Source organism: Robinsoniella sp., from assembly GCF_034124845.1.
In genome coordinates this window covers 1-26463 of record NZ_JAWYAJ010000439.1, presented here as the reverse complement: position 1 = coordinate 26463, position 26463 = coordinate 1, and the positions used below count along the sequence as shown (strand labels likewise).

The 26463-nt window shown below is 41.7% G+C and carries 19 protein-coding genes; all 19 read left to right on the top strand.

Features of this window, described 5'->3' with window-relative positions; genetic code table 11:
* Nucleotides 1–374 precede the first annotated feature (374 nt).
* Entirely contained in the window at nucleotides 375–947 is a 573-nt protein-coding gene (locus tag ACH2DQ_RS21740) for a hypothetical protein (RefSeq protein ID WP_394914241.1), read from the top strand.
* Nucleotides 948–1053: 106 nt separating this feature from the next.
* Nucleotides 1054–1821, top strand: a complete 768-nt coding sequence (aroD, locus tag ACH2DQ_RS21735; protein ID WP_394914240.1) for a type I 3-dehydroquinate dehydratase — start codon at nucleotides 1054–1056, stop codon at nucleotides 1819–1821.
* Nucleotides 1822–1989: 168 nt separating this feature from the next.
* Nucleotides 1990–2823, top strand: a complete 834-nt coding sequence (locus ACH2DQ_RS21730) for a sigma-E processing peptidase SpoIIGA (protein ID WP_394914239.1) — start codon at nucleotides 1990–1992, stop codon at nucleotides 2821–2823.
* Nucleotides 2824–2834: 11 nt separating this feature from the next.
* Entirely contained in the window at nucleotides 2835–3575 is a 741-nt protein-coding gene (gene sigE, locus ACH2DQ_RS21725) for an RNA polymerase sporulation sigma factor SigE (RefSeq protein ID WP_027293538.1), read from the top strand.
* A 177-nt stretch (nucleotides 3576–3752) separates the two neighbouring features.
* A complete protein-coding gene (locus ACH2DQ_RS21720) occupies nucleotides 3753–5078 on the top strand; it encodes a glycoside hydrolase family 125 protein (RefSeq protein ID WP_394914238.1) in 1326 nt (441 codons plus the stop codon).
* A gap of 221 nt (nucleotides 5079–5299) precedes the next feature.
* Nucleotides 5300–8437 (top strand): alpha-mannosidase, encoded by a 3138-nt coding sequence (locus ACH2DQ_RS21715; protein WP_394914237.1) that lies wholly within the window; start codon nucleotides 5300–5302, stop codon nucleotides 8435–8437.
* 112 nt (nucleotides 8438–8549) lie between these two features.
* Nucleotides 8550–9230, top strand: coding sequence for a hypothetical protein (locus ACH2DQ_RS21710; protein WP_394914236.1), 681 nt, complete (start codon nucleotides 8550–8552; stop codon nucleotides 9228–9230).
* A gap of 142 nt (nucleotides 9231–9372) precedes the next feature.
* On the top strand, nucleotides 9373–11112 hold the full coding sequence (locus tag ACH2DQ_RS21705; protein ID WP_394914235.1) for a sensor histidine kinase: 1740 nt from the start codon (nucleotides 9373–9375) through the stop codon (nucleotides 11110–11112).
* Complete coding sequence (locus ACH2DQ_RS21700; protein ID WP_394914234.1) at nucleotides 11087–12616, top strand: response regulator; 1530 nt, start codon at nucleotides 11087–11089, stop codon at nucleotides 12614–12616. Before ACH2DQ_RS21705 ends, ACH2DQ_RS21700 begins: the two co-directional genes overlap by 26 nt.
* 136 nt (nucleotides 12617–12752) lie before the next feature.
* Nucleotides 12753–13697 carry an ABC transporter permease gene (locus ACH2DQ_RS21695; RefSeq protein WP_394914233.1) on the top strand — a complete coding sequence of 315 codons (945 nt, stop codon included), beginning with the start codon at nucleotides 12753–12755 and terminating at the stop codon, nucleotides 13695–13697.
* Between the two features lie 12 nt (nucleotides 13698–13709).
* Nucleotides 13710–14669 (top strand): carbohydrate ABC transporter permease, encoded by a 960-nt coding sequence (locus ACH2DQ_RS21690; RefSeq protein ID WP_394914232.1) that lies wholly within the window; start codon nucleotides 13710–13712, stop codon nucleotides 14667–14669.
* 148 nt (nucleotides 14670–14817) lie between these two features.
* Nucleotides 14818–16323: an ABC transporter substrate-binding protein gene (locus ACH2DQ_RS21685; protein WP_394914231.1), complete on the top strand. Its 1506-nt coding sequence runs from the start codon at nucleotides 14818–14820 to the stop codon at nucleotides 16321–16323.
* Nucleotides 16324–16474: 151 nt separating this feature from the next.
* On the top strand, nucleotides 16475–18910 hold the full coding sequence (locus ACH2DQ_RS21680; RefSeq protein ID WP_394914230.1) for a glycosyl hydrolase 2 galactose-binding domain-containing protein: 2436 nt from the start codon (nucleotides 16475–16477) through the stop codon (nucleotides 18908–18910).
* Between the two features lie 191 nt (nucleotides 18911–19101).
* Nucleotides 19102–19878: an RNA polymerase sporulation sigma factor SigG gene (sigG, locus tag ACH2DQ_RS21675; protein WP_027293547.1), complete on the top strand. Its 777-nt coding sequence runs from the start codon at nucleotides 19102–19104 to the stop codon at nucleotides 19876–19878.
* A 46-nt stretch (nucleotides 19879–19924) separates the two neighbouring features.
* Complete coding sequence (locus ACH2DQ_RS21670) at nucleotides 19925–21367, top strand: FAD-dependent oxidoreductase (RefSeq protein WP_394914229.1); 1443 nt, start codon at nucleotides 19925–19927, stop codon at nucleotides 21365–21367.
* Nucleotides 21368–21387: 20 nt separating this feature from the next.
* Nucleotides 21388–22422 carry a tocopherol cyclase family protein gene (locus tag ACH2DQ_RS21665; protein ID WP_394914228.1) on the top strand — a complete coding sequence of 345 codons (1035 nt, stop codon included), beginning with the start codon at nucleotides 21388–21390 and terminating at the stop codon, nucleotides 22420–22422.
* A gap of 291 nt (nucleotides 22423–22713) precedes the next feature.
* Complete coding sequence (locus ACH2DQ_RS21660) at nucleotides 22714–24312, top strand: amidohydrolase (RefSeq protein ID WP_394914227.1); 1599 nt, start codon at nucleotides 22714–22716, stop codon at nucleotides 24310–24312.
* Nucleotides 24313–24652: 340 nt separating this feature from the next.
* Nucleotides 24653–25996 (top strand): TrkH family potassium uptake protein, encoded by a 1344-nt coding sequence (locus ACH2DQ_RS21655; RefSeq protein ID WP_394914226.1) that lies wholly within the window; start codon nucleotides 24653–24655, stop codon nucleotides 25994–25996.
* Between the two features lie 19 nt (nucleotides 25997–26015).
* The coding region (locus ACH2DQ_RS21650) for a potassium channel family protein (protein WP_395028297.1) at nucleotides 26016–26463 on the top strand (448 nt) is incomplete at its 3' end.

Below are 26463 nucleotides of genomic sequence, written 5' to 3'. Positions count from 1 at the left end.
CGTAGAAAAAAATTGCTGTAGCTGCATAGTAGCAGGACCGGTGTAATCATACACTGGTTCTGTTTTTAATTACCGCGAGCACCGAGCCAAACGGACACGCCGGCGTGTCCGTTTGACGACTGCCGCGAGGGTTGCGGAACGACCAGTGGACGAAAATAAACAGCAAAATAAATGAAAACTTATTGACATATGAATACAAATAAGATAAAATATAAATCACATAAACGCAATAACAATCTTAGGGAACTGTATTCCCATTCTGAAAAAATTTGACAGACAATTCTTAAAAACCCCAATCAAATTAATGGTACCTTGAAAACTAAATAGACTTTGGAAATAGTATATGATAAAATAGAAAACACGAGGTGAATCGGATGGAAAATACCATTTTATTAAAAGAAATTGGCAAAATGTTTGAGTCGCAGGAGAAAAAAATTGACCAGCGATTTGCAGAGCAGGATAAGCGGATAGATCAGAAATTTGCAGAGCAGGATAAGCGGATAGATCAGAAATTTGCAGAGCAGGATAAGCGGATAGATCAGAAATTTGCAGAGCAGGATAAGTTGATTCATCAGCAATTTGCAGAACAGGATAATAATAACGCTCAATGGAGAAGCGGTCTGAAAACCGAGTTTGACGCAGCATTTGAAAAGAATAAAAAGGAATTTGATGCAAAACTCGATGCGATGGAGGCCAAGATTGACCAGAATATGAGTAAAAGGTTAGAGCCGCTTCAGAAGGAGATACTTGCATTCCATAGTGAAATGCATAATATGAATCTTAGAATGGAGCGGGTTGAGAATAAGGTAGATGAGCTTAATGACATTACCAGGAATTTGAACCGGAAGATTGATGATCATACGGATAAGATTATGAATAATTTTGTAAAGATTATGGAAACACAGACTATTTTAGGAGAACATGGGCGGAAGCTGGAACTGGCTTAATTATTTTTTACCGCGGTCAAACAGGCTCTAGGGTCAGGATGTAATTTTAAAACCAGATCCAAATCCCGCAGCATTTAATCAAATACATGATGAGGAGTGGTACAGTATGGATTTATCAGTTAAAGTCAGGAATATTTCTATTGGTGAAGGAAGACCGAAGATATGCGTTCCCATAGTGGGGGGAAGTAAAGAGAGAATATTGGAAACTGCCCTGAAGATTACGGCACGTCCAATTGATATGGTGGAGTGGCGTGTGGACTTCTTTGATTATGTAATGAATCAAAAAAAGATGGCAGAAACCCTCAAAGAATTGCGCAAGATACTTGGTGATATTCCGTTGCTGTTTACATTCCGCACGGTTGACGAGGGAGGAAAGTGCCCGATTGAAATGAAGGATTATGTTGAACTGAATCTGCATGCGGTAAAAACGGGATATATTGATTTAGTGGATGTGGAAATTTTTCGCGGAGAAGAAGTGAGTGCTCCAATTGTGAAAAGTGCTCATCGCCACGGGGTTAAGGTGGTGGGCTCCAACCATGATTTTGAGAAGACTCCCACGAAAGATGAAATTGTAGCACGTTTGCAGAAAATGCAAAAAGCTGGTGTCGATATTACGAAGATAGCCGTTATGCCAAACAGCAGCCAGGATGTATTAACACTTTTAGATGCTACCCTGTCAATGAAGGAGTCGTTGGCGGACAGGCCTTTCGTTACCATGTCAATGGGAAGCATGGGTTTTGTCAGCAGAATTACCGGCGAAATATTTGGCTCGGCTGTGACTTTTGGAGCAGTAGGTCAAGTTTCGGCTCCGGGACAGATCCCGGTAGAAAAACTGGAACAGGTATTAAATATCATTGGCAGATATGGTTTGTAAAGTGATTTTGAAACAGGGTTCAGAACATGTTTGGAAGGTCAGGCTGTCGAGGTCTGTCGAAGAAAAATTGAATATAGCGTTGCGTTTTTGACAAAACTCACACCCCCTATCACCTATAATGGATAGTGCTTGGATCAAAGCATTCATTTTGGTGGCAGGGGGTGTTTTGTGTATTATGAAATATACATAGATAAATTCTTTTTGGAAAATATGATTATGGATTATCTATTGCTTACACTGGTATGCCGCTCACTAAAATGTCAGACAAACTGGCTGCGGGTATTTTTAGCCAGTGTACTTGGGGCAGCAGGAATGTGTGTTCTTATCATATTGCCCATTCAAAATACATTCGTTTATAACATTTGCGGATTTGGAATTCTAAGTGTGCTCATGGTTAAAATAGGATGCAGAATCAAGGACAGGGATCATTTAATACGGGGCACGATCATTCTGTATTTATCAGCGTTCGTTCTGGGAGGTATCTGGGAGATGTTATTGGGGCATATAGCTTCGGGCAGCCTGCTTCTTGGAGTAATCAGTTATCTTACCTTGCGATGTATTTTAAGCTGCTATCAGAGATACAAACAAAAAACAGAATATCTTTATGAGGTTGTCATTAACCTGAATGGTAAGACCAAACATGTAATGGGTTTGTGTGATACCGGAAATCAGCTAAAACAGCCCGTTACCGGAAAGCCGGTAAATATCATTGATTATAATGCGATCAGTGATATGTTGGAAGAAGAAGTCAAAAATCAGATACTCCAGATGTACCAATTTCAAACTGCAGAAGGTTTAACAGAGAAAATTTGTTATATCCCGTATCATTCTATTGGAGAAAAAAATGGTTTGTTACCGGGAATACGATTAGATTATATCAGCATACGAAGGTCTGGGGCGTCGCAGCTTGTCAAAGGAGCTGTAGCAGCAGTCACAAAAGAGTCCGTTAGTGCGAAGGGAAAATATCAGATGATATTAAACCCTTCAATGTTAGAAGATTAGGAGGAATAAAAATGGTTATAAAAGTTTCAATGCCACATCGTTTTCAGTTTCGTGTTGTATCATCGCTTCCAAACCTCATTTTAAAAAGGCCAAATGATATTCATTATATCGGAGGAAGTGAAGTGCTTCCGGCACCTTTGGAGCCGGGAAAAGAGGCTGAGGTAATCAGTGACCTGGGAACGGAATACGATAGTGACGCGAAATCGTTATTAATCGAACACAACTTAAGATTAGTAGTATACATAGCAAAAAAATTCGACAATACAGGTGTCGGAGTAGAGGATTTAATATCAATAGGAACCATTGGTTTAATTAAGGCAATTAATACCTTTAATCCGGAGAAAAATATCAAGCTTGCAACTTATGCTTCAAGATGTATAGAAAACGAAATCTTAATGTATCTGAGAAGAAATAATAAAACAAAGATGGAAGTGTCATTCGATGAACCGCTGAATGTGGATTGGGATGGAAATGAATTATTATTATCCGACATCCTGGGAACTGACGAAGATGTAATATATAAAGACATGGAAAATGAAGTTGAACGAAAATTGCTGGGAAAAGCAATTGAAAAACTTTCAGATAGAGAAAAAACGATTGTGCAGTTAAGGTTTGGTATTAATACCAGAGACGGAGAAGAAAAGACACAAAAAGAAGTGGCAGATCTGCTTGGCATTTCTCAGTCTTATATCTCCAGGCTGGAAAAGAAGATAATTAAGAGACTGAAAAAAGAAATTGTGAGATTTGAATAATACTGATGTAAGACGGGAGCAGTTAGCCGGCAGGGATTCATCCTGAGGCTGATTGCTCCTGTTTTTTCTTTTTGAATTTTAATAATTTTAATGTTGTAATTCGTCTCAACCAATGATAATATAGTCCTAACAACTTGTAAAGTGAGTTTACTATTTAAGAAGAAAAGGGGTAAAATTATGGGTGTTAATGTAGAAAAAGAAGAAAAGAATCTGCCGGAATCTATGGATTGCCTGCTAAAAGATGTGCGGGAAAAATTAAAAGACGATGAGCTGTTTCAAATGTTCCGCAACTGCTTTACAAACACGCTGGATACCACGGTAAAGAAAATGGAGGATGGGACTACGTATGTGATTACCGGAGATATTCCGGCTATGTGGCTTCGTGATTCCGTGTGCCAGCTCCGTCCCTATCTGATCTTAGCGGGCAGGGACAGCGAAATAGCAGATACGCTGCAGGGCCTGATAGAACGGCAGTTTCAGTGTATTGGAATTGATCCGTATGCCAATGCATTTAATGAGGCGGCAAATGGGCACTGCTGGGAAAAGGATGAGACGGACATGGGACCATGGATATGGGAGAGAAAATATGAGATAGATTCTCTTTGTTTTCCGCTGCAGTTTTCCTATCTATTTTGGAAAAATACCGGGCGTACAGAACATTTTAATGAAACCTTTGTAAAAGGAGCCAGGACGATACTGGAAGTTTTCAAGAGGGAGCAATATCATGAAGAAAAATCTGAATATCGTTTTATCCGGAAAAACTGTTCTTTTACAGACACCTTATCCAGAGATGGGAAAGGTGCTTTGGTCCGTTCGGGTATTGGTATGACCTGGTCGGGCTTTCGTCCAAGCGATGATGCCTGCACATACGGTTATCTGGTTCCATCCAATATGTTTGCGGTAGTTGTCCTGGGGTATCTGGAAGAGATTGCAGAGAAACTATTAAAGGATCCGGAATTAAAAGAAGCTTCAGGAAATCTGAAAGAGCAGATCAGAAAAGGAATAGAGACATTTGGTATTACAAGAAGAGATGGATTTGGAGAGATCTATGCATATGAGGTGGATGGATATGGTCAGTTTAATCTGATGGATGATGCCAACGTGCCAAGCCTGTTATCAATGTCGTATCTGGGATATGAAGGAGAAAGCATTCCGGGAAGGTCTAAGGAAGAGGTTGCAAAAAATACCAGAGCATTTATTCTGAGTGATGGAAACCCCTTTTATTATGAAGGAAAAGCAGCAAAGGGAATCGGAAGCCCTCATACTCCAGTGCGGTATATCTGGCATATATCCCTTGCTATGCAGGGGCTGACCAGCGACACCCAGGAAGAAAAACGAGAAATACTGGAAATGCTGAAAAGTACGGATGGAGGGAAAGCACTGATGCACGAGGGTTTCGATGTGGATGATCCAACCAGGTATACCAGAGAGTGGTTTTCTTGGGCCAATGCAATGTTTAGTGAACTGGTACTGGAATATTGCGGTTATCATGTAAATAAGTAAAATTTGTACAGTAAATATAGAATCCTGCAAATTGCAGATATAGTCTTATTAGAGTACTATAAAATATATAATAAAAAAATAAAATAATATAAAACTAAAAGTCAAAAACCCCGAGCAGGCAACGTGGGATTTGACCTTTGCGGCAGTCGCCTAATGGACGCGCCAGCGTGTCCGTTTGGCTGGATGCTCGCGGGAATAAATATAGAGCACAGGAGGATGTCATGTTTTTAACGGATAATAAATTGGAAGCGAGAACCCAGCAATTGAAGGGATATCGTTATCGTGAAGTAATGCATCTGGGAGATTTTCTGGTAAGTGAGGATCAGCAGGGTACCGTGAATTCTGAGGTGCCGGCAGATTACGATGGATGGGACAGCATGCAGGTGAAGGATACCTGGCAGGGAAGAGACCGATATCTGTGGCTTCATAAAGATATTACGATCCCGGAAGAATGGAAGGGAAAAAAGGTACTGGGTATCTTTGATTACGGTAATACCGGGGCTGGAAATAACTCGGGATTTGAGTCGCTGCTGTATGTGGATAAAGAGCCATATCAGGGGGTAGACGTCAACCATAAGGAAGTATTTTTTGAAGAAAAGCATATGGGACGCAGTCTGGATTTGACATTTCGTCTGTGGTCCGGCCTGGAAGGGGGCGGAGTGCCTGTCTCCCAGGAACATAGAATCAATCAGGCGGATCTTGCCTGGCTGGATGAAAAAACGGATGACCTTTACTATTTGTCCGCTATGATCATTGATACAATTAAAAATCTCCATGAGGATGACCCCATAAAACACCAGCTTCGCACGGCGCTGGATAATGCGCTGGAATGTATAGACTGGTCCTATCCGGGAAGCAGCAGCTTTTATGAATCTGTTCATTTGGCAGACGAAAAAATAAATGATAAGATCGAAAGCATGGGTAAGGATGCCCGGGTACTGGTAAAATGTGTTGGACATACACATATAGATGTTGCATGGCTGTGGCGTTTGAAACATACCAGAGAAAAGTGTTCCCGGTCATTTTCTACGGTGCTGCGTCTGATGGAACAGTATCCTGAATACATCTTTCTTCAGACTCAGCCTCAGTTGTATGAGTACATAAAAAATGATTTTCCGCAAATCTATGAGAAGATCAAAGAAAAAGTAAGATCGGGTCAGTGGGAAGTGGATGGTGGTATGTGGGTTGAAGCAGATTGTAACATTACAAGCGGTGAATCTCTCACAAGACAGATATTAATTGGCAGTAAATTTATCAAAGATGAATTTGATAAAGATGTAGAATATCTGTGGCTTCCGGATGTGTTCGGGTATTCCTGGGCATTACCTCAGATTCTAAAGAAATCCGGAATAGATATGTTCATGACGACCAAGATCAGCTGGAACCAATACAACCGTATGCCTCATGACACGTTTAAATGGAAGGGCATGGACGGAAGCGAGATATTAACCCATTTCATAACCACACCGGATCCCTGGAGTACGCCGGGTTCCTGGTTCTACACTTATAACGGGCAGCTTACGGCAAAGACGGTCAAAGGAGTCTGGGACGCTTACAGTGAAAAAGACATGAACAAAGAACTACTCATTTCCTATGGTTATGGAGACGGAGGAGGCGGAGTAAACAGGGATATGCTGGAGCAGAGAAGACGGATCGATAAGATACCGGGACTCCCGGCACTTAAGACCTCCACCGCAGGAGATTACTTCAAAGAGCTGAAGGATACAGTCAAGGATACCGATCAATATGTCCATACCTGGGATGGAGAATTATACCTGGAGTATCATAGGGGAACTTATACCAGCCAGGGCTATAATAAGCGTATGAACCGAAAAATGGAATATCTGTATGGAAATACCGAGTGGCTGACTGCCATGGCTGCACTTTCCCAGGGAGATTTAAAGAAAGCTTCCCAGGAAACATTGACAGAAGGATGGAAAATTCTTTTGACAAACCAGTTCCATGATATTATTCCCGGTTCCTCTATCCATGAGGTATATGAAGATTCCAAAGTAGACTATGAAAAAGCTGCAGATATTGCACGGGAAGTAGAAAATGAAGCGTATAGTGTTATATTGGATGAATCCGCTGATACTTATACGGTACTGAATCATGCATCCTGGAAAATGGATGGCATTATACAATTACCTGAGAATGGAATTCTTCGCTGTGAGGATATGAATGGAAATCACCTGAAAATCCAATCCGGAACAGAGGGAACTTATGTGCAGACGGGAGATATCCCGGCGATGGGATTTGCACAGATCAAATGCATCAAAGAACCAGGAGAATTAGAAAATGCCGTACTGGAAAACAATTCCTTTAATATAGAAGGAAAAAGAATCGAAACAAAGTATTACAGCATAGAATTTAATGACCAAGGACAGATCAGCAGGCTTTATGATAAGGATGCAAAGCGGGAAGTGCTTGCAGAGGGAACAAGAGGTAATGTATTGCAGATGTTTGAAGACAAACCTCTTGGGAATGATGCCTGGGATATTGACATATTTTATCAGCAGAAGATGAAAGAAATTGAAGATCTTCAAAAATTTGAGATTGTAGATGCCGGTCCTCTTATGACGGTGGTTCACCTGGAATGGAAATATATGAATTCAATGGTAGAACAGGATATTATTTTATATGAGGATAACCGCAGGATAGATTTTAAGACAAAGGTAGATTACCACGAGAATCACCAGCTGTTAAAGGCTGCATTTCCTGTGGATATAAGAACGACGTATGCTACTTATGATGTACAGTACGGTAATGTGAAGCGTCCGAACCATTGGAATACCAGCTGGGATCAGGCCAGATTTGAAACAGTTGCCCACAGGTTTGCGGATTTATCGGAACACGATTATGGAGTTGCGTTATTAAATGACTGTAAATATGGATACGATGTGAAGGACAATCTATTAAGAATCACTCTGCTTAAGGCAGCTACTCATCCGGATCATATCCAGGATCAGGGATTACATGAATTTACTTATGCACTGCTGCCACATCAAGGGGACTGTATTAATGGAAGAGTCATCCAGGAAGCCCATCGGTTAAACCGCCCATTAGCGTTAAGAAAAGGAAAGGTAAAACTGCCCTTTGAGAGCTTCCTTGCATTCGACTGTGACCATGTGGAAGTAGATGCTATTAAGAAATCGGAAGACGGCAATTACCTTGTTGTCCGTTTCCATGAATTTGCCGGTTCCAGATGCCAGGCAGCCATCAAGCCTGGATTCCGGTTTACAGCATGGGCAGAAGGAGATTTGAGAGAACGTCCGATTCAGGAATTTAGCGGCGAAACAGAAATCTCTATGCTGTTAAAGCCATTTGAGATAAAAACAATATTATTTAAATGCTACTAGGATAGAAGTTTAAGAGAAAATAAGGGATAGGAAGGATGCCACTGTGTGATTCTTTGAAACGATATAATGTGGCCATATTGCAGGTCAGCCTGCAATATGCAGGGGTATAATTATGCAGGATATTTTTAACTGGGAACGGCTTATGAATTTTTTTAGCAGGATATATTATTTTCTGGGGATAAATTTTTTATTTATCATCAGTAATCTGCCTGTTTTGTTATTTTTGCTGTTTGTCGGTATCAGCCGTGCAGGAACTTATCTGCCATTATTTCTCTTGTGTCTTCTTCCGTCAGCACCTGCATTTTCAGCGGTACTCTATGCAATGGGGAGATTTGTATCCGGCATAGAAACAGGGGCGGTAAGAGATTATCGGAATGGTTATGTGAAATATTTTAAAAGGTCTGTAAAATCAGGTGCTCTTCAGCTTACGGTCATCTTTATGATATGGACCAATCTGAATTTTTTTACCAAAATAGTTCCGGTATTTATCCTGGCTGTTTTATTCACGCTGTTGTTCCTGAGTGCATTGCTGTTAACACCTAATCTGTATTTTTTTGCCGTAAATACTGAATTATCCTGCGTGAATGTATTTAAACTGGCACTGGCGTATACATTGGGGAAGCCTTTGGCTGCCATTGGCAATCTTGGGGCTTTTGGCATCATACTTCTGGCATTTGAGTTATCCCCGGGTACAACGGTTTTATTTATGGGCAGTATTTATGGATTTCTGGTTGCTTTTATGAACCGGCGTATTATAGGTGAAATGAAAGAAAAATGCAGAGAGGCCAAATAGTATCACATAAAAATGGAATGAGCTGCTTTTAATGAGCTGTTTTTGAGCTACCGTCCATTGAGGAGTATAGAAGCGCGTTCCGGCCTTCTATACTCCTTTTTTCAGATGGGTTATGCTATAATAATCGTGGGGGTGAGTGAAAATGAATAAGAAAACACCAAAGCAGCTTTACCTAAAATTATTTCGTACATATACACTGATCAGTGTAGGCATAGCAGCGGCGCTGGTCATTTATTTTATTATAAATACCAAAGGGCAGATACAGGAAAAGAGCTTGAAATTTATGCAGAAAGTAGGGGAGGATGCATCCAGGGAAATCATGCGGTCTTCGGATAAAACTGATAATATGCTGGCTGATCTGTATAAATCCAATACGGAACTCCAGGATGTCATATCTTATCTTACGGAGGACATTACCTCTTATTTGACACACCGGCTGGATGCCTTTTCGGCTTCGTCAGCTGCCAGCTATAATGGAATTGATGACTTTGCTTTTAATGCTATGGAAGAAAGTCCTGAAATTAAAAGTATCCGCTTCGTCAGTTATCCAAAAGAAGAACTGACCGAATATACTCCGGACGGGAAAGTTTCACGCAGGGAGGTGTCCGGGTATCTGCGGAACCAGTTGGACGAAAAACGGATGGAGCAGCCCTGGCAATATGAGTTTTTAAAAGAAATACGTGATCCGGTAACCCTGGAGAATATTGGCTGCATAATTGTTTTTTTTCAAAATACAGGGCTTGCCGATGCATGGGAATATTTTGAAAGGTGTGATCTGCTGGTATACAGCAGTTTTGGAAATCTTGTATTCGATTCCAGCGGCAGGGGCGATGTTAAGAAAATGTTGCTGTTAGAGGATACCAGACAGATGGAAGAAGAGCTAAAAGCCTTTACCTGCTATCGTCAGGTGAAAGATTTTCATATAACTGCCTATATTGGAAAGTCACAGGCTGACAGGATTCCGGCAGGGCTTTGGATTACCATTCTTTTCATAGGACTTTGCATTGTTACCCTTGGTATTGTGGTTATCCATTTTTATCTCAAAAAGTTAACCGGCAGACTGGATGGAATTTTAGATGGAATGGAACGGGTTACAAAGGGGGATCTGGACATCCGCCTGAACGTAGATGAGGAAAAAGATGAACTGGATGTAATTGCAGAGCATTTCAATGAAATGTGTGTGGAACTGAACCATTACATTCAAAAGAGTTATCTGGCACAGATTGAGCAGAAGAATGCAGAGATGGCAGCATTGCAGAGTCAGATCAATCCTCATTTTTTATACAATACATTAGAGTCCATACGTATGAAAGCCATATGCAACGGCGACCGGGAGGTGGGGAAGATGCTCTACGGACTTGCCGTAATCTTCCGCAGCCAGATCAAAGACAGCGATGTAATTACTTTGGCAAAAGAACTACATTATTGTAAAAAGTATCTGGAATTATTTGAATTTCGATATCAGAATAAATTCCAGTTTCACATTGACTGTCCGGAGACTTTTATGAATATACCGGTCATCAAATTTATTATACAGCCGGTGATCGAAAACTATCTGGTACATGGTATCCGGCTGGAAGATTGTGATAACCGGATCTGGATTGAAATAAAAGAGGATGGCGATGATATGCTGATTGTGGTTTCTGACAACGGATATGGAATGAAAGATGAAGTAATTGCTGAAAAAAACAGGGAGTTATTTTGTCTCGGGGAAGAGACAAAAGGATCAATCGGAATACAAAATGTTAATTTGCGCATGCGGGCGGCATATGGAGAGGGGCACGGGGTTATTCTGGAGGCGAACCAGCCGGCCGGTTTACGGGTAAATTTACGTTTTCCATTTAAAGGAGCAGGTTATGATGAAAAAGGTAATGTTAGTTGAAGATGAAGATTTTATTCTGCAAGGGATCAAAAATATAATAGACTGGGGTGCATTGGGAATGACCATTGTTCATATGGCCCAGGATGGTCTGGAGGCTCTTGCGTGCTGGGAAAAAGAGGAAGTGGATATTGTGGTGTCCGATATCTCCATGCCGAGAATGGGGGGCCTTGCTTTAATGGAGCGGCTGAGGGAGAAAAGCAAGAGGGTACGGTTCATCATTCTTACAGGATATGATGAATTTGAATACGCCAGAGCGGCGATTCACCTGGAAGTAGAAAATTATATTCTGAAGCCTATCGATGAAGAACTGCTGGAAAAGACACTGCTGTCTGCAGCAGCGAAACTGGAGGAAAGAGAACACGCCGATATGGAGCAGATTGATGTAAAGACCGACCTTATGCGTTTCTTAAATGACAAAATGGATTCCCGTGAACAGGTACTATATTTGAAGGAAACCGGCTTATCTGCAAAAAGTCCCTGTTCCTATGCTGCGGTAATGAAACTGAAGATGGACAGTCTGGGTGAGACAAAGCTTACGGATGTAATGAGGTGGCTTTGGCAGACGGTAACAGAACAGGAAATACGCATATATCATTTGCCCCCGGACAGCATTCTTCTAACCTTATCCTTCATGTCAGAAAGGGGGAGAGAAGTCAGAAAGTATCTGATGGAGGTGCTGAATCAGATAGAGAACAGATTTGGAATACAAATTTTTATCAGCATCAGTCCCTCTTTTATGGATTTTACAGAAATGCCGCAGGCTTACCGGGAGGCACTTCAGCTTCAAAAATATCTGGTTATAGACGGCTATGGAAGCTGTGTGGACGGGGAGTATATCAATAACAGAAAATCTATGGATATTGCGGTTGATGCAGACCGGCTTCAGCGGCTGATAATACAAAAAGATAAAGCAGGTGCGCTTACGTTTCTGGAGGATTTGTTTGTAAATCATGTAAACAGGGAACTGGAGGCAGATGCACTTTTACAGATGTGTCTGCGGATAGCCGGCATCATCCACGGCATCCGGGAAGAGTATAAGCTGGCTGGCAGGGGAGGAAAGCATCATCTGTATCATCTGATTGAAGAGATGAATCATGCGGAAGATATTGTTCAGATAAAATCTGTTTTCAGCGGGGAAATTATGGATATCATTGACAGCATCCATACGGAAGAATCCCATTACACGCCTGTGATTAAGCAAATTCTGGCAGAGGTCAGAGAGAATTATCGGGAAGATATGAATCTGAAGACACTTGCTTATAAATATCACATGAATACATCTTATCTGGGACAGGTTTTCCAGAAAGAGGTAGGCTGTTCTTTTGCACAATATCTGAGCAATACCAAAAACAGTAAGGCGAAAGATCTGATTTTAAGTACCAATATGCGCATAAATGATATTGCAAAGGAAGTAGGTTATCCGGATACCAGTTACTTCTACCGTAAATTCAAGCAGTGTTATGGGGTGTCTCCAGCATCCCTGCGAGAAATAAAGAAATATTAGCCGGAAAGATGTCTGGACATAAAGCAGTTTTAAACCACGCTCTAGAAAAAGTACAAGAAACCTAAAAGTTTTCAACTATATTCCAATTCTGTTAAATGATATAGTAAAGGTATCAAATAACAAGGGAGGGAATAACATGGGAAACAAAAATGGGAAATTTATAAGCCGTTTAAAAGCGAATAAAGAGCTGTTGTTTTTAAGCCTGCCGGGCGGCATATGGTTTCTGCTGTTTACCTATCTGCCGCTGTTTGGGATTTTAGTTGCTTTTAAAAAGTTCCGAATAGCAGACAACGGCGGGTTTTTTAAAAGTCTGATTGAGAGTGAATGGGTAGGATTTGAAAATTTTAAATTCCTGTTCGCAAGCGGGGATGCAGCCAGAGTATTTTTAAATACAGTCTTGTATAATCTGGTATTTATCATACTGGGAGTGGTGCTTCCGGTTCTGGTAGCCCTGCTGCTCAATGAGATCCGTAACAAAGGCATGGCTAAGATTTATCAAAGCGCCATGTTCCTGCCATATTTTTTATCCTGGGTTGTGGTCAGCTACTGTCTTTTCGCATTCTTAAACCCGGAAAAAGGTTTTATCAACAATATCCTGCAGCAATATGGAAAAGAAGGGATTTCCTGGTATACGGAAAAATCCTGGTGGCCATTTCTGATTATCCTGATGAGCCAATGGAAAGGAATCGGATACAATACGGTGGTCTACCTGGCATCGATCTGCGGGATAGATAAGACATATTATGAGGCTGCAGTCCTGGATGGAGCAACAAAGTGGCAGCAGATCAAATTCATTACGTTACCCCTGTTAAAACCAGTCATAACTATTTTATTAATCATGTCAATCGGAAAAATATTCAATGCAGATTTTGGCCTTTTCTACCAGCTGCCGAAAAATTCAGGTGCGCTGTTCGACGTGACGAATGTTCTGGATACCTATATTTTCAGGGCGCTGCGCGCTAATGGAGAGATTGGTATGAGTTCTGCAGCGGCATTGTTCCAGTCAACGGTAGGATTTGTATTGATTATGGCTGCAAATAAAATCGTTTCCAAAGTGGACAGCGATAATGCACTATTTTAAGGGGGGAATAAAATGTTTGCCGGATATAATGAAGCGAAACTTGAGAAAAAGATACAGAAAATAGAAGCAGAACAGTGTAAATATAACAAAGTGAAGAAACCCGCCAATGTAGTCTTTAACATTATTCTGAGTGCACTCTCCCTGTTTTGTGTCATACCGTTTATTTTTGTTATGATCATTTCTTTTACGGATGAAAAAATTCTGGCTGTGAATGGTTATCAGTTCTTTCCGGAAAAACTGAGCCTTTATGCATATCAATACATCATCAGTGCCGGTGAAAATATCATACGCAGCTATGGAGTTACCATTTTTGTTACTGTAATCGGAACGATTATCGGCCTTTTACTGACAGGTACATATGCATATGCCCTTTCCAGAAAAACTTACGCTTACCGAAAGTTTTTTACTTTGGTAATTACAGTGCCAATGCTGTTCAGCGGCGGAATGGTTGCAAATTATTTAGTTGTTTCTAAATTCCTGATGCTGAAAGATACGGTATGGGCATTGATTTTACCGCTATGTCTGAATACATTTAATGTCATTGTGCTGCGCACCTTTTTTAAGACCAGTATTCCGGATGCAGTTGTTGAATCTGCGAAAATAGACGGGGCATCCGAATGGAAACTTTTCTTCAAAATTGTGATCCCAATGGCACTGCCGGGGCTTGCTACAATAGGTTTATTTCTCACCCTTGCATACTGGAATGACTGGTTTTGCGCCATGATGTATCTGGACGGGAAAGAAATCATGCCGCTGCAATACCTGCTGATACAGATCGAAAATTCCATTGACTGGCTGGCAAGCAATAAATCCATGATGGGTGTTGACGGGATACAGGCAGCAGCCAATCTGCCTAAAGAGACCATCAAAATGGCAATCGTGGTAATTTCCACTTTGCCAATTATCTTTGCTTACCCATTCTTCCAGAGATATTTTATCAATGGGTTGACGATTGGTGCAGTAAAAGAATAGTCAACATCGAATTTATAACGCTGCGAGCAGCGGGGCAATTGTTCTTTGCTTCTGCTCCGGTTATCGCTCGCGGGAATGAAAAAGACGATTGATACGTGTAGAAATGTAAATAACCACATGGCTGTGGACGAAGAAAGGGACAGGAATTATGAAATTAAATAAAATCAAAAAAGCAGCAGCAATTATCACTGCAGGAGCGCTGGTTCTGGGAATGGTTTCGGGGTGCGGAAGTAAGGAAACAGCAAAAGGAACAGACGGGGAAGACGTGGTAACACTCATATGGTATCAGGATGGGGATGCGCAGAAAGATACCCCTCAGGTGCTGGAAAAAGTAAATGAGTATACAAGAGAAAAAATAGGGGTGGAGATCAAGATCAACAATATCGGCTGGGGTGATTATAACCAGAAGATGCAGGTAGTCATTAATACAGGGGATAACTGGGACATGGCATTTACCAGTTCCTGGGCAAATGATTACCTACAGATGGCTCAAAAGGGTGCATTCCTGCCTCTTGACGATTACCTTCAAAAAGAAGGAAAAGAAATGTATGAGAAAATTGACAAACGGTTCTGGGATGCGGCTAAGATAGGCGGTGTAACCTATGGTGTTCCAAATGAAAAAGAGATCGGTAGCTATCCAATGTGGGTATTTACCAAAGAATATGTGGATAAATATGATATACCGGTTGAAGATATCCATACATTAGAAGATCTGGAGCCATGGCTGAAGCTAATTAAGGAAAAAGAACCGGAAGTGGTACCCTTATATTTGATTAAGAGCTTTACTGCCCCCACCTATATGGATAAAATTCAGGATCCTGTAGGAATTGAGTATGGGGATGAGTCATTGACGGTGAAAAACCTGTTTGAAACGGATCAGATGAAAAGTACATTGGAGACATTAAGAAAGTATTATCTGGCGGGGTATATCAATAAAGATGCCGCAACTGCAACAGATGACAAATCAGTGAAACGGTTCGTGACAAAAGGAGATGGCCAGCCCTATGCAGAAGTAGTCTGGGGAAGAGACCTTGGATATGAAGTAGCAACTTCACCCATTATGGATATGCAGGTTACCAATGCTTCGGCCAGAGGTTCCCTGACAGCAATATCAAAGAACTGCAAATACCCTGAAAAAGCAGTGGCATTTTTAAATCTGGTCAACACGGATGAATATTTGAGAAATCTCCTGAATTATGGAATTGAAGGTGTACATTATGAAAAGGTTCCGGTATCGGCAGAAGAGAAAGAGGCCGTGAAAGGAAAGTCATATGTATATGACAATAAAGTAAAACTGATTGAAGAAAAAAGAAAAGATTACTCCGTTCCTTACTGGATTCAGGGTGGAATGTTCAATACTTATGTGCAGGATACGGAGCCAGCAGATAAATGGAGTACGTTTAAAGAGTTTAACGACCAGGCGGTTAATGCTCCCTCCTTTGGGTTTGATTTTGATTCTGAACCGGTGAGTACGGAGATTGCAGGATTCCGGAATATTCTGGATGAGTTCGGACCTTCCCTGTTCACCGGAAGTGTTGATCCTTCTGAATATCTGCCGGAGCTGCAGAAAAAGCTGGAGGCGACAGGATTACAGAAGGTAATTGATGAAATGCAGAGGCAGATTGACGAATGGAAGGGGAAAGTGGCAAAATAACCCTATGCAAAAGGCAAAGCCTCCAAATTTCTCCTGAATCCAGATAAAGTACCATTGAGGTATTAGTAAACTTGGTTTATAATATAAGTATTAACAAAATCATAACGAAGGGTTACAGGGTTTACAAAATATAATTCAGGAGGAAAAACCTATGGTTACACAGATGTTACAGGATAACTTCAGAATGCGAAGGCTGGGAGAAGGGGAATGGCTGCCTGGTGTTGTACCGGGTACGGTTTACACCGATTTACTTTTAAACGGGGAAATGGAAAATCCATTCTGGAAAGACAATGAGGAAAAGGCGCTAAAACTTATGGAATATGACTATGAGTACAGCACCATGTTCCAGGTGGATTCCGGAGTGTATGAAAAAGAAAGGGTATTACTACGGTTTGACGGGCTGGATACCATTGCTGATGTTTATGTAAATGGAGAACTGGCTGGATCGGCATATAATATGCACCGAATCTGGGAATTTGACGTAAAGAAGCTGTTAAACCCGGGACAGGACAATGAACTGCATGTAGTGCTGCATTCCCCTTTGAAGTATATCCGGGAAGCATTTGCAACCTCTCCCACAAGGGGATCTGAAGACGCTATGGATGGATTTGTCCATATCCGAAAGGCGCATTGTATGTTTGGATGGGACTGGGGCGCACACCTGCCGGATGCGGGTATATTTAGACCGGTCAGGCTGATTGGCGTTGACCGTGCCCGGATTGACAGCGTTTATATTACCCAGATTCACCAGGAAGGGAAAGTTCGTCTTCAGATCCGGGTGGAAGAAGATAAGCGTGACAGCCTTGAAACTACATATGAAGTGAAGGTGACAGATCCCCATGGTAATTCCAGGGACTATTATAATTCACCGAATGTAATCACTATTGAAGAGCCCCAGCTATGGTGGCCAAACGGATATGGTGCTCAGGATTTATATGAACTGGAAGTTACTCAAAAAACCGGTGATACCGTGACGGATTCCTGGAAACGCAGAGTCGGGCTTAGAACCATGACCATGCATATTGAAAAAGACCAGTGGGGTTCCTGTTTTGCACACCGGGTAAACGGGATTTCTATTTTTGCAATGGGAGCAGATTATATTCCCGAAGACCATCTCCTTGGAAGAGTGAACAGTAAAACAACGAGAAATCTTCTGGAACAGTGCAAAGCGGCGAACTTCAATGCGGTCCGTGTCTGGGGAGGCGGATACTATCCCGAAGACTGGTTTTATGATATCTGCGATGAATTGGGGCTTATAGTGTGGCAGGACTTTATGTTTGCCTGTGCCGTGTATGATCTTACACCGGAGTTTGAAGCGAATATCCGTCAGGAATTTATCGATAATATTAAGAGATTGCGTCATCATGCATCACTTGGGCTGTGGTGCGGTAACAACGAGATGGAGCTGTTTGTCAAAGAAGGCAACTGGGTGAGCAGACACTCGGAAGTAAGGGACTATATTCTAATGTACGAACGTATCATACCGGAACTTTTAAAAGAATATGATCCGAATACATTTTACTGGCCTGCAAGTCCTTCCTCGGGGGGATCTTTTGATGAACCAAATGATCCAAACAGGGGAGATGTGCACTACTGGGAAGTTTGGCATGGTAATAAACCATTTTCCGAATACCGGAAGCATTATTTCCGATACGCTTCCGAATTTGGTTTTCAGTCATTTCCAAGTGTCCGTACCATAGAAACGATAACCGATGATCCCAGAGATCTGAATATCTTTTCCTATGTAATGGAAAAGCATCAGAGAAATTTCGGTGCAAATGGGAAGATTATGAATTATCTCCAACAGACCTACCGATATCCCTACAGTTTTGAAACGGTAATCTACGCCTCCCAATTACTTCAGGCAGATGCGATCCGTTATGGTGTGGAGCATTTCAGGCGAAACAGAGGGCGCTGTATGGGAGCGATTTACTGGCAGCTCAATGACTGTTGGCCGGTGGCATCCTGGGCATCCATTGATTACTGCCAGAGATGGAAAGCACTTCATTATTATGCAAAACGGTTTTTTAATCCACTGATGATTTCCTGTGAGGAAGAAGGTCTTTTAACGCAGGATGCCGATATGAACCGGGAGCATTATCAGATAAAAAAGTCAATTCATTTAAATGTTGCAAATGAAACAAGAGAGGAAGAAAACGTAACGGTTCAATGGCAGTTGAGAGACGCCGGTGCTGCGGTACTAAGAGAAGAGACATGTGATATTACGGTCCCGGCACTGACAAGCATATGGCTGGACAAGCAAGAGCTTCCCAAGGTAGATATGTTTACAGAATATGTCAGCTATCAGTTGCTGAAAAATGGAGAAGTTATATCAGAGGGAACGGTGATTTTTTCGCTTCCCAAATATTTTAAATACCAGGATCCCCAGCTTACATGCCGGGTGGAGGATGGGGAAATCATCGTGACAGCAAAAACATATGCAAAAAATGTGGAGATTTTAAACCAGATGGAAGACCTTATATTATCCGATAATTATTTTGATATGAACGCCGGAGAAAAGCGGATCAGGATAATCAGCGGAAAGCCGGATAAACTACGGCTTAGAAGCGTTTATGACATCGGATGATGGAAAATTATCACCCCCAGAGTCAAAAACCCCGCTGTTTGCAGCAGGGTTTTTGTACTCCGTTCCGGTTGTTGCCCGCGGAAATAAATTTGTCAAGGGCTAAAAGTTGACATAATTTTTTTGATATCTGAATATTTGAGAGCCATAATGTGAATCATTCTATTAAACAAATTAATAGGAGGATGAACGTTATGGCTCTTAATAAAGTAGAAATTTGTGGTGTGAATACATCAAAGCTTCCCCTTTTAAACAACGAAGAAAAAGATGCACTTTTTGCCCGGATTCAGGAGGGCGATGAAGAAGCAAGAGAACTATACATCAAAGGAAACTTAAGGTTGGTATTAAGTGTAATTAAACGTTTTTCAAGCAGCAATGAAAATGCGGATGATTTGTTTCAGATAGGCTGTATTGGCCTGATTAAAGCGATTGATAATTTTGACTCCACCTTAAATGTAAAATTTTCTACTTATGCGGTTCCGATGATCATCGGCGAGATCCGCAGATACTTAAGGGATAATAATTCGATCAGGGTAAGCAGGTCGCTTAGAGACACGGCTTACAAGGCAATTTATGCAAAAGAAGGCTATATGAAAAAGCATTTAAAGGAGCCTACCATTAATGAGATTGCTGATGAGATTGGAATTGCAAAAGAAGATATTGTATTTGCCATGGATGCGATCCAGAGTCCGGTCAGCCTTTATGATCCGGTTTATACGGAAGGCGGAGATACTCTTTATGTAATGGACCAGATCAGTGATAAGAAGAATAAAGAAGAAAACTGGGTGGAATCCATCTCCTTAAATGAAGCGATTAAAAGGCTGAATGAACGGGAAAGGCATATTATCGAACTGCGGTTCTTCCAGGGAAAAACACAAATGGAAGTAGCAAATGAAATTAATATATCCCAGGCCCAGGTAAGCCGTCTGGAAAAGAATGCATTAAAGAGCATGAAGAACTATTTGAGATAAATAAGGTGGGGGTATTCCCCATAATATCAGGCATGAAGGTGAGCACATGGAATCTATTTGGAGTAAAACAGCAGAAGTAACAGCGATGCCGTCCCTTGCGGATAACCTGGAAACAGAGGTGGCTGTAATCGGCGGAGGTATGGCAGGGATATTAATTGCATATTTTCTACAGCAGGAAGGCAAAAAAGTAATTGTATTTGAAGCATCCAGGGTAGGAAGCGGGCAGACGAAGAATACAACTGCTAAGATTTCATCCTCTCATAACCTGATCTACCACAAGCTGATTAGTGAACTGGGGATTGAGAAGGCGAGACAATATGCACTTGCAAATCAGAAAGCGATCAAGGCTTATCAAAATCTGATTGATAAATATCAGATTCACTGTCATTTTCAGGAACTGCCGTCCTATCTTTATTCGGTATCCAAATCAGAGAGTCTGGAAGCAGAGGTTAAAGCGGCACAGAAATTGGGGATACACGCAGAATTCACGACACAGACAGAACTGCCCTACCCAGTTGCAGGAGCAGCAAAATTTTATGGTCAGGCGCAGTTTCACCCGTTAGAATTTCTGGATGCAATAATAAAAGAACTTACGATTTACGAAAATACAAAAGTAAAAAGTGTGGAGGGACGGGAGATCGTTACCGACTCCTATGTAATCCATGCGGAACAGATTGTATTTGCCACACATTACCCGTTTATCAATGTTCCGGGATATTATTTTATGCGGATGCACCAGGAGAGAAGCTATGTACTGGCTCTTGAAAATGCAGTCCGTTTAGACGGTATGTATCTGGGAGTTGATAAAGATAACAGCTTTTCTTACCGCAATTACGAGGACCTGCTTTTAATTGGAGACAGCGGTCACCGTACAGGGGAAAATAAAGCAGGAGGATGTTATCAGAAACTGTGGGAAGAAGCTTCTAAATACTGGCCCGAAAGCCGTGTATTCGCTTCCTGGTCTGCACAAGATTGTATGACTTTGGATGGGATTCCCTATATCGGGCAGTATTCCAGCCAGACTCCGGACTGGTATGTAGCAACTGGATTTGGAAAGTGGGGAATGACTTCCTCTATGGTTTCCGCAATGCTGATATCCGATTTGATTATGAAGCGGGAAAATCCTTTTATGGAGGTATTTTCTCCCCAGCGTTTCCACCTGTCTGCTTCTGCTAAGAATGTAGTTACGGATGGATATAAGGCAGCAAAGGGCATTTTGTATGAAAATCTTAAGATACCCAAAGAGAATATCGAAGAACTTCCGCTGTCACATGGCGGGATTGTAGAATACGAAGGGAAAAAAGCCGGTGTCTATAAAAATGCAGAAGGGGAAGTATTTATCGTGGATACCAGATGTCCCCATCTGGGATGCCAGTTAGAATGGAACCCGGATGAACTGTCTTGGGACTGTCCCTGTCACGGATCCCGGTTTGATTACAAAGGGAACCTCATAGACAATCCGGCACAAGAGAATCTAAGTACGGAGTAAATACAAAAAGGGGAATAAAAATGAAAAAGATCCGGCAGTATCTGACTATACCCAGAAAAAGTTTCCATGGGGAGAAAAAGAAAAAAAGTTTTTTTGAAGGATGGTATTTGAAGCATCAGGCGGGGAGCGAATCCTTAAGTTTTATCCCGGCTTTTCACATCGATGAACAAGGAAACCGTTCGGCTTCCATTCAGGTTATAACCAATGATGAATCCTTTTACACAGAGTTTCCGGCTGAGTACTTTTATGCCAGTCCTATAAACTTTTATTGCCGGATCGGAAAAAACACCTTTTCCGAAAAAGGAATCATACTGGATATTAAAACGAAGGACTTAAGGGTGATCGGAAAGATAAGATACGGTGAACTGAGAACTCCCAGAAAGGACATAATGGGACCGTTTCGGTTTGCACCGTTTATGCAGTGTAATCATGGTGTACTCAGCATGCATCATGAATTGACGGGAACGGTTGTTGTTAATGGACACAGGTATGATTTTTCAGGCGGTACCGGTTATATAGAAAAAGACTGGGGAAGCAGTTTCCCAAGTGAATATTTTTGGACTGCGTGCAGCTGGAATGGCGGTGCCGCCGGAGACCTGATGCTGTCTCTGGCAAAAATACCTTTTTTAAAAGGAAGTTTTACCGGATGTATCTGCTGTATAATGCATGGTGGTAAAGAGTACCGGCTGGCTACCTACCGGGGGGTTCGGATCCTGATTTTTAACGATCAGGAGGCACTGATCCGCCAGGGTAAATACTGGCTTCATGCCGAAGTCATTAAGCAGAATCCCTCTGATCTGAAAGCTCCAGTCAAGGGCAGCATGGGCAGGGCAGTGAAAGAGAGCTTAAGCTGTGAAATGCGATACCGTTTTTGGAAAAGGGATGAATTAATCTTTGATGTTATCAGCCCTCAGGCAAGCCTGGAAGTAATGAAGGATAAAGTATGGAACAAAAAGCGTTCCATACTTTCTATTGAAGCAGTACCGCAGACCTGTCTGCGGTATGCAAGGGGTATAAGCTTGAAAGTTTCCTGTATCTGTAAAAGCAGGAAGTAAAAATGCAGCGGCGAAATGGAAGAAAACAGCAGGAGCAAGCGGATATCAGGTGTACCGTGTAACCTCTAAATCATAAGACCTATTATGGATCTTATAGTGCAATTAAGAAAGTTACCGTAAAATAATCGTTTCATAGCTAACGGGCCATTGTCTGTGTATCATGTACAGGCAGTGGCTCCTTTCCGTCTGATACCCCGTAGAATAGACCTTTACGCTTTCTGCTTCGGCGGGTATAATAGAACAGGCAGACAGATAAATCTGTCAGAAAAAAGTCCGGAAGGTGATTGCAGAATGAATACAATGAGAATTACACAATGTCTCTTTCAGGACGGAACATTCCATACTCTGAAAGAAGAAGGGGAGAGTTACCGTTATATGGGAGTTACCGATGGCAAAATCAGCTATCTTGGCGATTTAAAACCACATGGGTATGAAAAAGAGATTTCCCTGGAGGGCGGGCATATCTATCCGTCAATGACAGATGGGCATCTGCATCTGATGTATACCATGGTGCTGGGTGCAGACAGTATTACGGTGTGCCATATTCAAAACGGCAGAATATCTCCCGATAATCTGGACGCTGCAGGAAAGCTGATAAGGGAAGAATGCAGGAAGAGAACCGGGCAAAACATACTTGTGGCGAATCAATACATTGCCTCCGCGATGGCAGAAAAGCGGCTTCCCAACAGACAGGAACTGGATGACTGGGCGGATGGAAAAAAAATCGTTGTTTACAATATAGACGGGCACAGCAGCAGCATGTCAACAGCACTGCTAAAAGAACTGCATATTTACAAAGAGGGTCATACCGGGATTCTGACAGGCATAGACCACGAAAATATCCAGGGACCGGTGATGGAGCTGATTGGAAAATCAGTGACGCCTGCTGCCTGGGCAAGAGGTGTTGGAAGCTTTACCAATCTCTGTATAAAATATGGAATCGGCACCGTCTGTGCAATGGATGGAAATGGGGATGAAAAAAGGGATAAACAAACAGAGCTTTTGGCTAAAATAGCGTCCCATATGGAAATTGGTGTACGCCTCTATCCCCAGTTTATGGACTTAAACAAGGCTCGTTCATACCGCAGATATCAGAAGACACCCCGGGTTGGAGGATGCGGACAATGGGAAATGGACGGCTCAGTTGGTTCCCGCAGTGCAGCGTTTTACAGCCCTTATAAAGACTCAAATAAGTGCAGCGACTGCTATTATAAAGCAGAAGAGATCACTGAAAAATTAATAGAAGCAGACGCAGCAGGATTCCAAATCAGCAGCCATGCAATAGGGGAAAAGGCAATAGACATTCTGCTGGACGGTTATGACCGTTTTTGCCCGAGGCGGATGCACCGCATAGATCATTTTGAATTTCCCTCAAAAGAAGCTGTAAAGCGCGTTATGGATAAGAACTTGGCATTGGTCGTACAGCCAGGTTTTGCCTGGATGGATCAATATTATTTGAAAAGCTACAAGCAGGCATTGACGGACAGCGTGATCCGGCAGCAGATTCCACTTCGCACGTTGATGGAAAATGGAATCTGCATCTGCGGCTCCAGTGATGCTCCGGTACAGAGTATCAATCCCTTTATCCAGATGCTTGGTATGATTGATTATACCATACCGGAAGAATCCTTGAACATGTACCAGGCGCTTTGTACCTATACCAGGAACCCGGCGAAAATGCTGGGGGAAGAAAAGGAATTGGGGACATTAGAAGTGGGAAAACGGGCAAACTTCATGGTGTCGGACCGGGATCTGTTAAAACTTAACAAAGACAATATCACGCAGGCAGAAATGAAAAGCCTTTATCTGGATGGGAAAAAGTGTAAAGAAAAAAAGGGCACAATCTTAGAACTTGCCAGGATGATGGCAGGCAGAAAACACAAAATATAGAAACAAAGAACTATTAAATAGGAAGAAACACCGGATAAATGGAAGCGTTTTGCATTCATTTATAATTCCAGGAAATAATAAAAATATCAGTAAAAACAGAAAGGTTTCATGAGTTAGCATTTTACTACTTTATCTTAATACAATCTTAATGGAAAATCATTAATATATATGCATTTTTAATATAGAAAACAGATAAATTATCACCGCCTTAACGGATAGTTTATTATAATTAGAACTTGCAGCAGGATGATTTTTTGTTAAAATTTTAAAGTGCATATAAGAGCGTAAGCTGTCGAAAAGCAATTTTAAACACGCTCCAGATGGAAAGGACATAAATAAAATGCTGAAGCTATTGTATAAAAGATTAACTCAAACCCAGATGATTGCAGTTGGGTTTCTTACCATCATATTGGCGGGAGCTCTTCTTTTGACCCTTCCGATTTCCAGCAAGGATGGCCAGATGACGAATTTCCTGGATGCTTTTTTTACAGCAACTTCAGCTTCCTGCGTTACCGGACTGGTTGTGAATAATACAGTGGAAAAATGGTCATTGTTTGGACAGCTGGTTATCCTTGGTATGATTCAGATCGGTGGACTGGGCTTCATGACCATAGGCGTATTTTTTTCTATTATATTAAGAAGAAAAATAGGACTTAGAACCAGAGGGATTCTGCAGGAAAGTGTAAATACCATGCAGATTGGCGGTATTGTACGTCTGGCTAAAAAGATTATTATTGGTACGGTCTTTTTTGAAGGGCTGGGAGCGATCTTATTAAGCATTCGGTTTATACCGGAGTTTGGAGTGCTGCGGGGCAGTTTTTACGGGATATTCCATTCCATTTCCGCATTCTGTAATGCCGGATTTGATCTGATGGGAAAAGAAATCCCCTATGCTTCCTTTACAGGGTATTATGATGACTGGATTATAAACCTGACGATTATGACATTAATCGTTGTGGGAGGTATCGGCTTTCTGGTATGGGATGATGTATGGACTCATAAATGGAAATTCCGGCAATATAAACTCCATACGAAAATTGTAATATCGGCAACGTTTGTTTTGATATTCGGAGGGGCAGTATTATTTTACTTATTTGAAAACAGTCATCTCATCAGTGATATGTCACCCAGCGGTAAAATATTAAGTTCCCTGTTCAGCTCGGTTACGGCGAGAACTGCAGGCTTTAATACGGTGGATACGGCAGCACTTCAGGACAGCAGCAAGCTGCTCACCATTGTACTGATGTTCATCGGCGGAAGCCCGGGGTCTACCGCAGGAGGCATCAAAACGACTACTCTGGTAGTTATGATCTTCTATTTAAGGGAAAATATTACACAGAACCGCTGTTGTAATATCTATGGCAGAAGATTAAGTGATGATGTGATTAAGAAAGCAAGCGCCGTATTGTGCACCAACCTGTTTCTGTCGATCGGTGCCGTTATACTGATCACTGCTATACAGCCGATACCCATGTCAGATGTTTTGCTTGAGGTATTTTCAGCAATTGGTACCGTTGGAATGTCTACGGGAATTACCAGGGATTTAAATGCATTTTCAAAGATAATCATTATTTTCCTCATGTACTGCGGGCGAATCGGCAGTTTGTCGTTTGCATTGTCATTACGGGGAAATAAGAAAACAACGCCGGTAGTTCAGCCGGTTGAACAAATTACCATAGGATAAAGGAGCAGGTGATACAAATATGAAGACAATACTAATCATTGGAATGGGCAGATTTGGACATCATTTATGTATTAATTTTTCAAAAATGAATAATGAGGTTATGATTATCGATAAGGATGAAGATAAGGTATCGGATCTTCTTCCCTATGCAACGACGGCAAAGGTGGGCGACTGTACCAATGAGGAGGTTTTAAAAAGCCTTGGAATCAGTAATTTCGACCTGTGTTTTATCTGCATCGGTTCTAATTTCCAGAGCAGCCTGGAGATTACCAGCCTGGTAAAAGAAATGGGCGGCAAATATGTTGTCAGCAAAGCAAACAGGGATATTCATGCCAAGTTCCTTCTTCGAAACGGAGCAGATGAGGTCGTTTATCCGGACCGTGATATCGCTGAGAAGATTGCAGTTCGCCATAGTGCCAATCACGTATTTGACTATGTGGAGTTGACAGAAGGGTATTCCATTTTAG